We start from the raw sequence: 12,488 nt of genomic DNA on the forward strand, positions 1-12,488 counted from the left end.
CCTTCAGTTTGTTGACAAACCCTCGACGCACCTTTCCGGAGCCCGAGATTCACGGAACGTCTCAGATTCAAAGTGAGAACGGATCGGAATCAACAAGCCTGATTTGAAGGCTCGCGGAACTTTGTCAGCAGTCTGAAGGCCGGCTCTGCCGGCCTTTTTTGTTGTCTGCATGCCGCCCCGCGTTACCTTTGGGAGTAAGGAACAGGGGAGACACCATGCTACCAGTTCGCCTGCTACTTGCCGCTACGGCCTTCGTTGCCTGGATGGGCACGGCCTATGCGACCTCACTGGAGGAGGGCAGGCGGCTCACCGAGGCCTTCATCGGCGGACAGGCCGACACGCTCATCGACAGGATGACACCGCAGATGCGCGAAGCGGTTGTATCCGCTGAAGCTCTGCACGCGCTGCGCGACGAAGTCGAGGCGACATGGGGCGCGGAAAAGGACGCGTCCGAGCAACTTTTTCGCGAGAACGCCTATTCGATCTACATCCGCCGTGGCGTTCACGAGAAATCGGATGTACCGCTGATCACCCAGTTTTCCTTCGACCGCGAAGGAAAGATCGCCGGCTTCTTTGTCCGCGCTGCCACTCGACCCGCTGCATCGCGCTTCGAGGAATACGAGACAAAAGCAAGGCTGCGGCTTCCCTTTAACGGTGAATGGTATGTCTATTGGGGTGGGCGCATGGTTGAGGACAACTACCATGCCGCAGATCCCGGCCAGCGCTATGCGGTAGATTTCCTCGTCAAGGAGAAGAACTGGTCGCATGCGGGCGAGGGGAAGTCCCAGAGCGACTACTACTGCTGGGGCCGGCCGGTCCTGGCTCCCGCTGACGGAACGGTGGTGACAGCTGTCAACGATCTGCCCGACCAGATGATTGGCGCGGCAGATCCGCAAAATCCGGCCGGCAACCATGTCGTCATCGACCTTGGCAATGACGAATACCTTTTCCTCGCACACATGCGGCGAGGAACGATATCGGTGAAGGCCGGAGACAGGGTGACTTCAGGCCAGCCGATCGGGGTGTGCGGCAACAGCGGCAACACGTCCGAGCCGCACCTGCACATGCATCTGCAGACGACGCCGGAGCTTGGCAATGGCGAAGGGCTGCCGATGCAGTTCGTCAACTATCGGGCGGAAAATCCGGTCGAGCGGGGCGAGCCGCAGCGCGGGGAGCGAGTTTCGTCGCAGTAGGTTTCCCGATCAGCGCGCAAGGTGCCGGAATGCGGCGACCACCTGCTCATAGACCTTGCGCTTGAAGGGGACGATCAGCTCGGGCAGGTCCGCCATCGGCTTCCATGCCCAAGTGTCGAATTCGGCAGTATGCCCACCCGGCGGCGGATTGATCGCGATTTCGCTCTCGTCGCCCTCGAAACGGAAGGCGAACCATTTCTGTGCCTGGCCCCGATACTTGCCCTTCAGGGCGATGCCCACCAGCTCCGGCGGCAGGTCGTAATTGATCCAGTCTGGTGCCTCGGCGAGCAGCGAGACGGTGCGCATGCCCGTTTCCTCGTAGAGCTCGCGCAGCGCGGCTGGCAGCGGATCCTCGCCTTCGTCAATGCCGCCCTGCGGCATCTGCCAGAGCTTGTCTGAGCCGGCCATCTCGCTGTCCGACAGAACGATGCGGCGCCCGGTCCAGACGAGACCGTCACTGTTCAGCACCATGACGCCGACGCAGCGGCGATAGGGCAGGCTCTCGGGGTCCACCGGCTTTCGGGTCTCGTTCATTGCATTCATTCCATTTCCGGATCGCGCGCTAGCGCCGAGACGGGGACGATCTCGATGCCGCGCCGCTTTGCTTCCTGCGCCCAGACGGAGACGGCGTCAACCGTGGCGCTAAAGGCAGAGCCGGTCGCGACCGCATATCCCTTGGCGCGGGCAGTACGCTCGGCATCGTCGAGCTTCGCCAGCACCGCCGCGTGCTCCCGCTCGGTGTCGATAGTAAGGTCAGCGGCGGCGTAGGGCACGCGCGTGACCAGCGCGAGTTCCGGCGCCAGCGTGCGGGCAGACGAGCCGTCGTCGAGATACATCAGGCCGCGCTTGCCGAGTTCGGCCATGAAGGGGGAGAAAGCGGCTCGATCAGTGACGAATCGCCCGCCCATGTAGTTCATCACGCCGGTATAGTTGGTGATCCGGCCGAGCGTTGCGTAGAGCCGGTCCCGGTTCTCCTCGGGGCCGGCATCAACCGTCAGTGTATTGCGGCCGGGATCGACCGACGGATAGTCGAACGGCTCCAGCGGCACCTGCAGTACGATTTCGTGGCCCTTCTGGCGGGCTGCCTGCATCCAGCGGTCAAGGCTGTTGCCGCCGCTGGCAAAGGCAAGCGTCACCTCGGGCGGCAGTTTGCTGATGGCCTCCTGCGTGCCGGTCTGCGAGACGCCAAGACCACCGATGACGATTGCGACGCGCGCGCCGCGTGCGCCGGACCATGGCCGGGCATAGACGTCGAACGGACGGCGACCGTCGGCGGCGCGGATCGGCAGCAGGCCATAGTCCGACTCTTCGACGAGGTCCCGGTCGGGCAGGTGGGCGACGCGCGGGTCCTGCCCGGTCTTCGCGGTCGGGTCGCGGACGATGATGCCGCCGTTACCGCTCTCGGCAGCCTTGGGAACCTTGATGATGGCGGGACCGGAAGAAGAGCCGGACGAGGAAGGATAGGCCGCAGGCGCCTCATCAGCGCCGCTGGTGAGGTTTTCGACCGTTTCCGGGGTGGTTACCACCACCTGCGGCGGCGTGCGATAGGGACGCTCGCGTAAGGCGATGAGCGAGGAGGAAACGACAAGAGCGAAGCCAACGAGGCAGTAGACGATTTCCCCACGGCCAAAGCCGCGGCCGGACGAAGGCCGCTGGCGCTGCCCCGGCAGGCCCAGCGGCTTATCGATTTCCCGATCTCGAAGTCGCTCGTTCACGAAATGCGCTGCCCCCCAAGCCAGGCCGACTCGCGAATCCGCGCCGGAAGTCTGGTGAGACGCCGGCGCGGGTTTAACTCGGGCCGGTCCGGAGACCGGCTGACGCAACTCTTACTGCTGTTCCTGCTCCAGGACCGCGTGGTACGGGTTCGGCGGGAACGCGGCGTGACTCTCGACGCCACGCAGGAGGTCGTAGGCGTACTTGAGCTGGACGTCGTCCTTCGGATCCGGCGGGACATAGGCCGCGGAGCCCGAACCTTCCTCGCTCTCCAACTGACCCTTGATGTGGCCGCGAAGCTCGGACTCGCCGCGCGAGACGTCACGACCGGCAAGATCCTCGGGCAGCGGCTGCTCGACCTTGATGTCCGGCGTGATGCCCTTGCCCTGGATCGAGGTGCCTGACGGCGTGTAGTACAGCGCTGTGGTCAGGCGCAGCGCGCCGTTCTCGGCCAGCGGGATGATCGTCTGAACCGAACCCTTGCCAAAGGACTGGGTGCCGACGATCGTCGCACGGCGGTGATCCTGCAGGGCGCCCGCCACGATTTCCGAAGCACTCGCCGAACCGCCGTTGACGAGCACGATCAGCGGCTTGCCGTCGATTGCGTCGCCTGCACGAGCGTCGAAGCGGGTGATGTTCTTCGGGTCGCGACCGCGGGTCGAAACGATCTCGCCGCGTTCGAGGAAGGTGTCGCTGACGCTGACCGCCTGATCGAGCAGACCGCCGGGGTTCAGTCGCAGGTCGAGCACGTAGCCCTTCAGCTTGTCGCCGGGGATCTGCTTCTTGATGTCGGCGATCGCGTTCTGCAGGTCATCGTAGGTCTTCTCGGTGAACGAGTTGATCTTGAGATAACCGATGTCTTCCTCGACGCGGTGACGCACCGCGCGAACCTTGATGACGTCGCGGACAATCTTGAGCTTGATCGGCTCGGTTGCGCCTTCGCGCAGGATCGTCAGCTCGATCGGCGTCTTGACGGCGCCGCGCATCTTGTCGACCGCCTCGGACAGCGTCATGCCGCGGACCTCGACGCCGTCGATCTCGGCGATCAGGTCGCCGGCCAGCACACCCGCACGGGCAGCCGGGGTGTCTTCGATCGGCGCGATGACCTTGACGAGCTCGTTCTCCATCGTGACCTCGATGCCGAGGCCGCCGAACTCGCCGCGCGTCTGCACGCGCATGTCCTTCGCCGCTTCAGGATTGAGATAGGACGAATGCGGATCGAGCGAGCTCAGCATGCCCTGGATCGCGCTCTCGACCAGTTTCTGGTCTTCCGGAGGCGTGACGTACTGGGCGCGGACACGCTCGAAGATGTCGCCAAAGATCGCAAGCTGGCGATAGGTATCCGAGCCAGCTGCATTCGCCATCGTGCCACCGGCGCCGTGAATCAGGCTCATGGCGGAAGCGCCCACCAGCGCACCGGCACACAGAAGCGACAACTTACGTACCATTTTCTGTCCTTCCAACAGTGCTCTCCGTCCACCAAGGGGCCGGATCGACGGGTTTCCCTTCCTTGCGGAACTCGACATAGAGTTCCGGACCGGCATCTGACCCTCCGAAGGCGACGGCGCTTGCAACCCGCGTCTCACCCATCATGCCGACAGGTTCACCTGCCAGGACAGACTGGCCCGGGACCACGCTGATTCGACCCATTCCCGCCAGAACCACATGATAGCCGTCGCCGGCATTCAGTATCAAGAGTTGCCCATAGGAGCGGAACGGGCCGGCGTACAGTACCGAGCCGTTAACCGGAGCAGTAACGATTGCTGTCGAATGTGTCGCGAGCATGTCGCCCTGCAAGGTTCCGCCACTGCCGTCGGGCTCGCCGAAGCGGCGGTCGATGCGGCCGGCGACCGGCAGATTGAGCTGGCCGAGCATAGCGGAGAAGGGCGCTTTAGGCGCCGGCAGTTGCTGGGTCGGCGCGCTCCAGCGCGGCGATTCCGCGGCTTCGCGGCCTGCGGCGGCAGCCTTTTCCTCCGCTTGCCGCGCGGCGATCTCGATTTCGCCTTCGAGCGCGTCGATCAGCTCGCGCAGAGATACGGCCTGCGAGCCAAGCTCCTCGATGCGCGCCTTCTCGGCGAGAAGATTCTGCTCCGACGCCTCCTGCAGCTTCTGCTTTTCTTCAAGAAGAAGTGATAGGCGCTTCTGCTCCTCGGCCTGCTCGGCGACCGTCGCGAGCAGGCGCTTGCGCTCGCTGGTGATCGAGGCGACGAGGCGCGACAGCTCCTCGAGATCGCCCAGCAGGATCTCGGTCTCGCCGCGTAGTTCCGGCACGACGGCAGCGAGCAGGATTGACGAGCGGACGGATGAGAGCGCGTCTTCAGGCCGAACGAGAATGGCCGGCGGCGGGTTCAACCCCATGCGCTGCAGCGCGCCCAGCACCTCGGCCAGCACGCCGCGGCGTTCGTGAAGTGACGCCCGAAGTCCCTGCTCCTGGATGTGCAGGGCTTCCAGCTTTCCTGCAATGTCGTCGGCCTCGGTCGCCAGCTTGCGTTCGGTCTTGGCTGCCTGGACGAGCGCCGCGCTCAGCGAGGCGTGGTCCTTGCGGATCGCGGCGATTTCCTCAGCGATCTTCGCGGCCCGCTCTTCGGAAACCGAAAGCTCCTGCGTGATGCGGGCATATTCCTCGGCGGTCGCCGTGCGCTTCGCCTCGAGCTCGGTCGCGGCGGCGGTTGCTTCCTGCGCACGCACCTGCCCCACGCCGGCCAAAGGGGCCAGCGCGGCGCACGCCGCAGCGAATAGCATCTGCCTTGCCGTTCGGTTCATCGGTCCGCGCTTTGTCCTGCCGCCGAGACTAGAGCCCCATCGTTAACGAAACATCAACCAATCGCCGATGGGTGCGCTCATTAGCTGCGGTGGTAGGGGTGGCCGGAAAGAATGGTCGCAATGCGGTAGAGCTGTTCGGCGAGCATTACTCGCACCAGCTGGTGCGGCCAGGTTTGCGCGCCGAAGGAGAGCACATAGTCGGCGGAGGCGCGGCTTTCGGGCGCGTGGCCGTCCGGCCCGCCGATGGCAAAGACGAGATGCTTGCGCCCGGAATCGCGCAGGGAGGCGACCTTTTCGGCGAGTTCTTCGGAGGTGGGGTTCTTGCCGCGCTCGTCGAGGATGAACAGCGCCGCGTCGCCGCGGTGCTGGGCAAGGCTTGCAGCCTCTTCCCTCTTGCGCTCGTCTGCCGACTTGGCGCGGCTTTCGGCGATTTCGGACACGCCGGAGAATTCGAGCCCGATGGCCGGGCCCGTCTTGGCAAGACGGGTCAGATAGCGCTCAGCAAGTTCTCTCTCGGGGCCGGCCTTCATCCGGCCCACGGCGTGAATGCTCAAGCGCATGCCTGCCTTCTCCATCCACCCCCGCAGGGGTATGCGTCAGTGGACGGTATCGTCCTCAAGATCCGGCGTAAGCCACATCTTCTCGATGTTGTAGAATTCCCGGACTTCCGGACGGAAGACATGGACGATGATGTCGCCGGCATCGATCAGGACCCAGTCGGCGCTGGACAGACCCTCAACGCGCGGATAACCGAGCCCGCCATCTTTCATGGCGGTCATGAGATGTTCGGAGATCGCAGCGACATGACGGTTGGAGCGCCCCGACGCGATGACCATGTAGTCACCGAGACTGGACTTTCCCTGCAGATCGATTTTGACGATATCTTCGGCCTTGGAGTCTTCCAGACTGGCAAGGACGAGGTCGAGGGCGCGGGAGATTTCGGCGATGCCGTCAACTCCGGCCGTTGAAGGCTTGCTAGAGGCCTCCTTCTGCAATGCTGTTCTCAGTGTCTTTCCTTTCTGACAAGAACAACCTGTGGGCATAGTTGGCCCAACAGGAACTAAATAGGCAGAGTCCCGGTCTGGTTTCAAGACCGCCTTATGGTCGCGGGTCTAGGGCCGCCCTTCGCCCCGGAGGGCCGTGGATGAGAGCGATGAGCGTGGACCGTGGATGAAGGTCCATGCCGGCGGCCGCAGGCGCGAAAGCGCCGCTGCATCCCGCTCGTTTACGCGGGCATAATCAAATGTCTTCGCCATCTTCGACGAAATCAGCGATAGGGTCGAACCCGGCCGGTCGACCACCGCGATCGGCACGCTCCTGACAATCTGCTGCCAGTTCTGCCAGCGGTGGAACTGGGCGAGGTTGTCGGCGCCCATGATCCAGACGAAGTCGACGCCCGGATTGCGCGACAGCACCAGCGCGATGGTGTCAGCCGTGTAGCGGACATTGAAGCTCGCCTCGAACGCCGTCACCTTGATGCGCGGGTCCTCCGCAAAGGCTTCTGACAGGTCGATGCGTTCGGCGAGCGGCTGGATCGCCTTGCCGGCCTTCAGCGGATTGCCGGGGGTGACCATCCACCAAAGCTGGTCGAGGCCGAGCGTGCGCAAGGCAATCTCGGCGACGAGCGCATGCCCGGCATGCGGCGGGTTGAACGATCCGCCGAACAGGCCGACCTGCATGCCTTTCTCGACATGCGGCATGCGCAGATAGCTGGCGGGGACGTTCGCGATCAACTGGGGCGGACCTGCCCGTTGCCGCGCACGCGGTACTTGAACGACGTCAGCTGCTCGACGCCCACCGGTCCGCGCGCGTGCATGCGGCCGGTTGCGATGCCGATCTCGGCGCCCATGCCGAACTCACCGCCGTCGGCGAACTGGGTCGAGGCGTTGTGCAGAAGGATCGCGGAGTCGATCTCGTTGAAGAAGCGCTCGACCGCGGCCGGGTCCTCGGCGACGATTGCCTCGGTGTGATGTGAGGACCAGCGCTCGATATGGTCGATCGCCTCGCCGACGCCATCGACCAGCTTCACCGAGATGATCGCATCGAGATACTCGGTCGCCCAGTCCTGTTCCTGCGCAGGCACGGCCGCGTCGAACAGCTTCATTACTTCGTCGGTGCCGCGGATCTCGCAGCCAGCGGCATGCAGCTTCTGCAGGATCGGCACGAGATGCGTGGAAGCTGCGGCACGGTCGACCAGCAGTGTCTCGGTCGCGCCGCAGATGCCGGTGCGGCGCATCTTGGCGTTGAGCGCGATCTCGACGGCCATGTCGACCTTCGCCGACTTGTCGATGTAGAGGTGGCAGATGCCCTCGAGATGGGCGAAGACCGGCACGCGCGCTTCGTTTTGTACGCGCTCGACCAGCGAGCGCCCGCCGCGCGGCACGATCACGTCTATGTTGCCGCCGAGGCCCTTCAGCATCTCGCCAACGGCGGCGCGGTCGGTGGTGGGCACCAGCTGGATCGCATCCTCGGGCAGGCCGGCGGCTTTGAGCCCCTTGACCAGGCAGGCGTGGATCGCCTTCGACGAATTGGCGCTGTCGGAGCCGCCACGCAAAATCACGGCATTACCCGCCTTGAGGCAGAGCGCGCCGGCATCAGCCGTCACGTTTGGGCGGCTCTCGTAGATGACGCCGATGACGCCGAGCGGCGTCCGTACGCGTTCGATGTGGAGCCCGTTGGGGCGGTCCCACTCGGCGATGGTCTCGCCAACCGGATCCTTGAGCTCCGCAATCGCGCGGATGCCGTCCTCGATCGCGCGGATGCGGCCTTCGTTCAGCTTCAGGCGATCCATCATCGCCGGCGACAGGCCGGCAGCCTCGCCGTTGGCGATGTCGATGGCGTTCGCCTTGATGATCGCCTGCATGTTCTCGCGCACGGCGTGAGCCATGGCGATGAGGGCGGCGTGCTTGCGCTCGGCGCTGGCGAGCGCGAGTGGCCGAGCGGCGGCGCGGGCCTTGCGGCCAACCTCCGCCATCACCGCAACCACTTCCTGGGTGTTGGTCTCGCGCTTATCCAGCATGATCCACCTCTACTTCCAGTGCCTGCGACGTCACCATGTCGTCGCGATGCACCATGGCCGCCCGCGCCTGATGGCCAAGGACGGCCTCGATTTCCGCAGTCTTCAGTCCAGCGATCCTTACGGCATCCGCCGCATCGTAAGCAACAAGCCCGCGTGCGATCTCGCGCCCGTCAGGGGCGAGGATCGCCACCGTATCACCGCGCGAGAAATTGCCTGAAACGAGGGTGACGCCGGCCGGCAGCAGCGACTTGCCCGAGGCGAGTGCGCGCACCGCACCCGCGTCAACCGTGATGCGGCCAGCCGGCTCGAGATTGCCCGCGATCCACGACTTGTAGCCGCGCACCGGGTGCGGCGAAGCGGCAAAGAAGGTCGCGCGCTCGCCGGCGTCGATCGCCTTCAGCGGGTTCATGCGCGCACCCAGCGTGATGATCATGCTGGTGCCGGCAATCGTCGCGATCTTGCCGGCGTCGATCTTGGTGCGCATGCCGCCGCGCGAGAGTTCCGATGCCGCGCCGCCCGCCATCGCCTCGATCTGCGGCGTGATGCGATCGACATAGGGAATGAACTTCGCGTCCGGATTGTTCGCCGGCGGCGCGTCGTAGAGGCCATCGATGTCGGACAACAGGACCAGCAGGTCCGAGTTCATCATCGTCGCGACGCGAGCGGCGAGGCGGTCGTTGTCGCCGTAGCGGATTTCCGACGTTGCCACGGTGTCGTTCTCGTTGATGACCGGCACCGCCTTGAGCTTCAGCAGCGTTGAGATGGTGGCGCGGGCGTTGAGGTAGCGGCGGCGCTCCTCGGTGTCGCCGAGGGTGACGAGAATCTGGCCCGACTTCAGCCCGCGTTCGCGCAGCTCCTCGGACCAGGCGCCTGCGAGCGCGATCTGGCCGACGGCCGCGGCCGCCTGGCTTTCCTCGAGCGGCAGCGAGCGGGCAGTAAGGCCCAGGATGGTGCGGCCGAGCGCGATAGCGCCCGACGACACGACGAGTACCTCAGTGCCCTCAGCGGCCAGCGCGGCAATGTCGTCGACCATGCTCGACAGCCAGTCCCGCTTGAGGCCCTTCTTCCGGTCAACCAGCAGCGCCGAACCGATCTTCACGGTGATGCGACGGAAATCCTTGAGCGGGCGGGCAGTCATGGTCTGGGGCTTTCGTAGCAGTGAGGGTAGGCTGAACTATTTCTTCCAGCGATCGTCTTCCTTGACCGGCGCTTCCTCGGCGCGGGTCTCCTCTACGACCGAGATCAGTGCGCGCAGCGCCTCATCGACGCCCTCGCGCGAGACGGCCGAGATCATCAGCGGCGTGCGGCCGCTCGCGCGCTTCAGCGACGCCGCCTTCTTCTTGCGGCTCTCATCGTCCAGCGTGTCGACCTGGCTCAGCGCCACGATCTCCGGCTTCTCGTCGAGGCCGTGGCCGTAGGCTTCGAGTTCGGCGCGAACCGTCTTGTAGGCCTTGCCGGGGTTCTCTTCCTGCGCCGAGACAAGGTGCAGCAGCACGCGGGTGCGCTCGACGTGACCGAGGAAACGGTCGCCGATACCGATGCCTTCATGCGCGCCTTCGATAAGGCCCGGAATGTCGGCGATGACGAATTCGCGGGCGTCGATGCGGGCAACGCCGAGGTTCGGGTGCAGCGTCGTGAACGGATAATCCGCGATCTTCGGCTTTGCCGCCGTCACAGCCGACAGGAAGGTCGACTTACCGGCATTCGGAAGGCCGACGAGGCCAGCATCCGCAATGAGCTTCAGTCGCAGCCAAATGGTGCGCTCCTCACCCGGCAGGCCGGGATTGGCGCGGCGCGGTGCCTGGTTGGTCGAGGTCTTGAAGTGCTGGTTGCCGAAGCCGCCATTGCCGCCGCGCGCAAGCAGGAAGCGCTGGCCGACCTCGGTCAGGTCGCAGATCAGCGTCTCGTTGTCTTCCTCGAAGATCTGGGTGCCGGCCGGAACCTTCAGCACAACATCGGCGCCCTTGGCGCCGGTGCGGTTGCGGCCCATGCCGTGCATGCCGGTCTTGGCCTTGAAGTGCTGCTGGTAGCGATAGTCGATGAGCGTATTGAGGCCGTCGACGACCTCCGCCCAGACGTCGCCGCCGCGCCCGCCATCACCACCGTCGGGGCCGCCGAACTCGATGAATTTTTCGCGGCGGAACGATACCGAGCCGGCGCCTCCGTCGCCGGAGCGGATATAGACCTTGGCCTGATCGAGAAATTTCATCTGAGTAACAGTCTGCTGCTTGCTCTGGTGTGAAGTGCCTGCTCTAGCCTAAGAGCAGCACGGAATCACGCCGAAATCGGCGCGGGTGGGGTGAATGGCATGAAATGCGTCAGCTATAACATCCAGTTCGGCTTTGGCGAGGACGCCAGATTCGATCTGGAACGGATCGTTCAACGCCTGCACGGCGCCGACGTTATCGCGCTTCAGGAAGTGACGCGCAACAGTCCCGCCAACGAGCATCGGGATCTTGTCGCGGATATTCGCGCCATGCTTCCCGAATATTTTGCCGTCTACGGGCCGAATTTCGAGGCCGAGGTTGCGTCGCGCATCGAGAACGGCCGCGCCATCGACGTGCGCCTGCAGTTCGGCAACATGATCCTGTCGAAGACGCCGATCCTCGTCTCCCGCAACATCCTGCTGCCGCGCACGCGCAGCTACGACAAGGTCAACCTGCAGCGCGGAGCGCTGGAGGCGGTGATCGACACGCCGTTTGGCGCGACGCGCTTCTACTCCGTGCATCTGGACCATCGCGGCGCCGACGAGCGCCTGCGCCAGATCGACTTCCTGATGGAGCGCCTGATCAGCTACCCGGTCGAGGGCGGCGGCGTCACCGGAATCTGCGAAATGGGCTACGCCGAGCCGCCGGTACCGGAGGGCTACGTGCTGATGGGCGACTTCAACATGCTGCCGGGTTCCCGGGAATACACCGCGGTGACGGGCCGGCCGGACCACGAGTTCGGCACGCCGATGGTGGCGCGTTACGCCGTGGATGCCGCGCTCTTGCCGAACGGCGATACCCGGCCGACCTGCGTCAATCTCGGCGACCCGAAGGACGCGAGCCTGCACAAGCGCCTCGACTACTGCTTCGTCCATCCGACGCTTGTGTCGCGCGTGAAGTCCGTCAGCGTCGATTTCGACGCCGTAGGTTCCGACCACAAGCCGGTCTGGATCGAGCTGGCCTGATTTCACAGCTGGCCCCAGCTTCTGAGGCTCACCCAGGTCCGGCGATCCAGCGCGTAGCGCTCGACGGTGACGCGGCCTGCAGACAACGATTCCAGCATGCCCTGTCCGGCGTACTGGAAGCCGCACTTGTGGATCACGCGGCGCGAGGCCGAGTTGGTGACGCGGCAGGAGGCATTCAGGCGCTCGATCGCCGTCGCGCGGAAGGCAAGGTCGACCAGCGCATGTGCCGCCTCGGTCGCGTAGCCGTTGCCCCAGTAGCGTTCACCGATCCAGTAGCCGAGCTCAAGGCCATGCTCTCCCGCATAGAGGCCCGCGCAGCCGATGAAGGCGCCGGTCTCGGCCAGGGCGATGGCGTAGGAGCAGCCGGCGCGCTGGCGGGTACGGGATGCCTCGACGAAAGCACGCGCGTCCTCTTCGTCATAAGGATGCGGCATGCGGCCGAGCATGTTGGCGATGCGGCGGTTGTTCGCGAGCTGCGCCAGCTCCGGCACGTCATCGATGTGCGGCGGGCGCAGAACGAGCCGCTCCGTCACCAGGACGGGGCACTCGATCCGGGGACTTTCGTCTTCGACTTCTTCCTTTTCGGCAACCATGACTTTCCTCCAGACAAAGAAAAAGGGGAGATGGC

General features: G+C 64.8%; 13 protein-coding genes. 2 read left to right on the plus strand and 11 right to left on the minus strand.

Annotated features, from left to right (window positions below; translation table 11 throughout):
• Positions 1–215 precede the first annotated feature (215 nt).
• On the plus strand, positions 216–1,193 hold the full coding sequence (locus tag L610_RS03720) for a peptidoglycan DD-metalloendopeptidase family protein (RefSeq protein WP_144702619.1): 978 nt from the start codon (positions 216–218) through the stop codon (positions 1,191–1,193).
• A gap of 9 nt (positions 1,194–1,202) precedes the next feature.
• Here L610_RS03720 and L610_RS03725 read toward each other — a convergent pair whose 3' ends face one another.
• The 10 genes from L610_RS03725 to obgE form a co-directional block, all read right to left on the minus strand.
• Complete coding sequence (locus L610_RS03725; RefSeq protein ID WP_144702622.1) at positions 1,203–1,727, minus strand: RNA pyrophosphohydrolase; 525 nt, start codon at positions 1,725–1,727, stop codon at positions 1,203–1,205.
• A gap of 5 nt (positions 1,728–1,732) precedes the next feature.
• Entirely contained in the window at positions 1,733–2,908 is a 1,176-nt protein-coding gene (locus tag L610_RS03730; protein ID WP_144702625.1) for a divergent polysaccharide deacetylase family protein, read from the minus strand.
• A 111-nt stretch (positions 2,909–3,019) separates the two neighbouring features.
• Positions 3,020–4,354 carry a S41 family peptidase gene (locus L610_RS03735; protein WP_144702628.1) on the minus strand — a complete coding sequence of 445 codons (1,335 nt, stop codon included), beginning with the start codon at positions 4,352–4,354 and terminating at the stop codon, positions 3,020–3,022.
• On the minus strand, positions 4,344–5,648 hold the full coding sequence (locus tag L610_RS03740; RefSeq protein ID WP_034330422.1) for a murein hydrolase activator EnvC: 1,305 nt from the start codon (positions 5,646–5,648) through the stop codon (positions 4,344–4,346). Before L610_RS03740 ends, L610_RS03735 begins: the two co-directional genes overlap by 11 nt.
• Before the next feature lie 101 nt (positions 5,649–5,749).
• Positions 5,750–6,229: a 23S rRNA (pseudouridine(1915)-N(3))-methyltransferase RlmH gene (gene rlmH / locus L610_RS03745; RefSeq protein ID WP_024848918.1), complete on the minus strand. Its 480-nt coding sequence runs from the start codon at positions 6,227–6,229 to the stop codon at positions 5,750–5,752.
• Positions 6,230–6,265: 36 nt separating this feature from the next.
• On the minus strand, positions 6,266–6,712 hold the full coding sequence (gene rsfS / locus L610_RS03750; RefSeq protein ID WP_144702710.1) for a ribosome silencing factor: 447 nt from the start codon (positions 6,710–6,712) through the stop codon (positions 6,266–6,268).
• 69 nt (positions 6,713–6,781) lie between these two features.
• Positions 6,782–7,369 (minus strand): nicotinate-nucleotide adenylyltransferase, encoded by a 588-nt coding sequence (locus L610_RS03755; RefSeq protein ID WP_144702713.1) that lies wholly within the window; start codon positions 7,367–7,369, stop codon positions 6,782–6,784.
• Between the two features lie 29 nt (positions 7,370–7,398).
• Positions 7,399–8,688 carry a glutamate-5-semialdehyde dehydrogenase gene (locus L610_RS03760; protein WP_144702631.1) on the minus strand — a complete coding sequence of 430 codons (1,290 nt, stop codon included), beginning with the start codon at positions 8,686–8,688 and terminating at the stop codon, positions 7,399–7,401.
• Positions 8,678–9,826, minus strand: coding sequence for a glutamate 5-kinase (gene proB, locus L610_RS03765; RefSeq protein WP_144702634.1), 1,149 nt, complete (start codon positions 9,824–9,826; stop codon positions 8,678–8,680). Before proB ends, L610_RS03760 begins: the two co-directional genes overlap by 11 nt.
• 36 nt (positions 9,827–9,862) lie before the next feature.
• Positions 9,863–10,897, minus strand: a complete 1,035-nt coding sequence (gene obgE, locus L610_RS03770; protein WP_144702637.1) for a GTPase ObgE — start codon at positions 10,895–10,897, stop codon at positions 9,863–9,865.
• A 99-nt stretch (positions 10,898–10,996) separates the two neighbouring features.
• Between obgE and L610_RS03775 the strand changes: the two genes are divergently transcribed.
• The gene (locus L610_RS03775) at positions 10,997–11,860 is read left to right on the plus strand and encodes an endonuclease/exonuclease/phosphatase family protein (protein ID WP_144702640.1); all 864 of its coding nucleotides are present in this window, start codon (positions 10,997–10,999) and stop codon (positions 11,858–11,860) included.
• Between the two features lie 2 nt (positions 11,861–11,862).
• Here the strand turns inward: L610_RS03775 and L610_RS03780 are convergent, their stop codons facing one another.
• A complete protein-coding gene (locus L610_RS03780; protein WP_144702643.1) occupies positions 11,863–12,453 on the minus strand; it encodes a GNAT family N-acetyltransferase in 591 nt (196 codons plus the stop codon).
• Between the last annotated feature and the right edge of the window lie 35 nt (positions 12,454–12,488).

Origin of the sequence: Aminobacter sp. J44, from assembly GCF_007829415.1 — a bacterium.
In the GTDB taxonomy this organism is placed as follows: domain Bacteria; phylum Pseudomonadota; class Alphaproteobacteria; order Rhizobiales; family Rhizobiaceae; genus Aerobium.

Coding starts and splice junctions, on each gene's coding strand:
- obgE (WP_144702637.1), bottom strand. CDS start 10,897: ATGAAATTTCTCGATCAGGCCAAGGTCTATATCCGCTCCGGCGACGGA.
- rlmH (WP_024848918.1), bottom strand. CDS start 6,229: ATGCGCTTGAGCATTCACGCCGTGGGCCGGATGAAGGCCGGCCCCGAG.
- proB (WP_144702634.1), bottom strand. CDS start 9,826: ATGACTGCCCGCCCGCTCAAGGATTTCCGTCGCATCACCGTGAAGATC.
- L610_RS03755 (WP_144702713.1), bottom strand. CDS start 7,369: ATGCCGCATGTCGAGAAAGGCATGCAGGTCGGCCTGTTCGGCGGATCG.
- L610_RS03720 (WP_144702619.1), top strand. CDS start 216: ATGCTACCAGTTCGCCTGCTACTTGCCGCTACGGCCTTCGTTGCCTGG.
- L610_RS03725 (WP_144702622.1), bottom strand. CDS start 1,727: ATGAACGAGACCCGAAAGCCGGTGGACCCCGAGAGCCTGCCCTATCGC.
- L610_RS03775 (WP_144702640.1), top strand. CDS start 10,997: ATGAAATGCGTCAGCTATAACATCCAGTTCGGCTTTGGCGAGGACGCC.
- L610_RS03780 (WP_144702643.1), bottom strand. CDS start 12,453: ATGGTTGCCGAAAAGGAAGAAGTCGAAGACGAAAGTCCCCGGATCGAG.
- rsfS (WP_144702710.1), bottom strand. CDS start 6,712: ATGCCCACAGGTTGTTCTTGTCAGAAAGGAAAGACACTGAGAACAGCA.
- L610_RS03760 (WP_144702631.1), bottom strand. CDS start 8,688: ATGCTGGATAAGCGCGAGACCAACACCCAGGAAGTGGTTGCGGTGATG.
- L610_RS03735 (WP_144702628.1), bottom strand. CDS start 4,354: ATGGTACGTAAGTTGTCGCTTCTGTGTGCCGGTGCGCTGGTGGGCGCT.
- L610_RS03740 (WP_034330422.1), bottom strand. CDS start 5,648: ATGCTATTCGCTGCGGCGTGCGCCGCGCTGGCCCCTTTGGCCGGCGTG.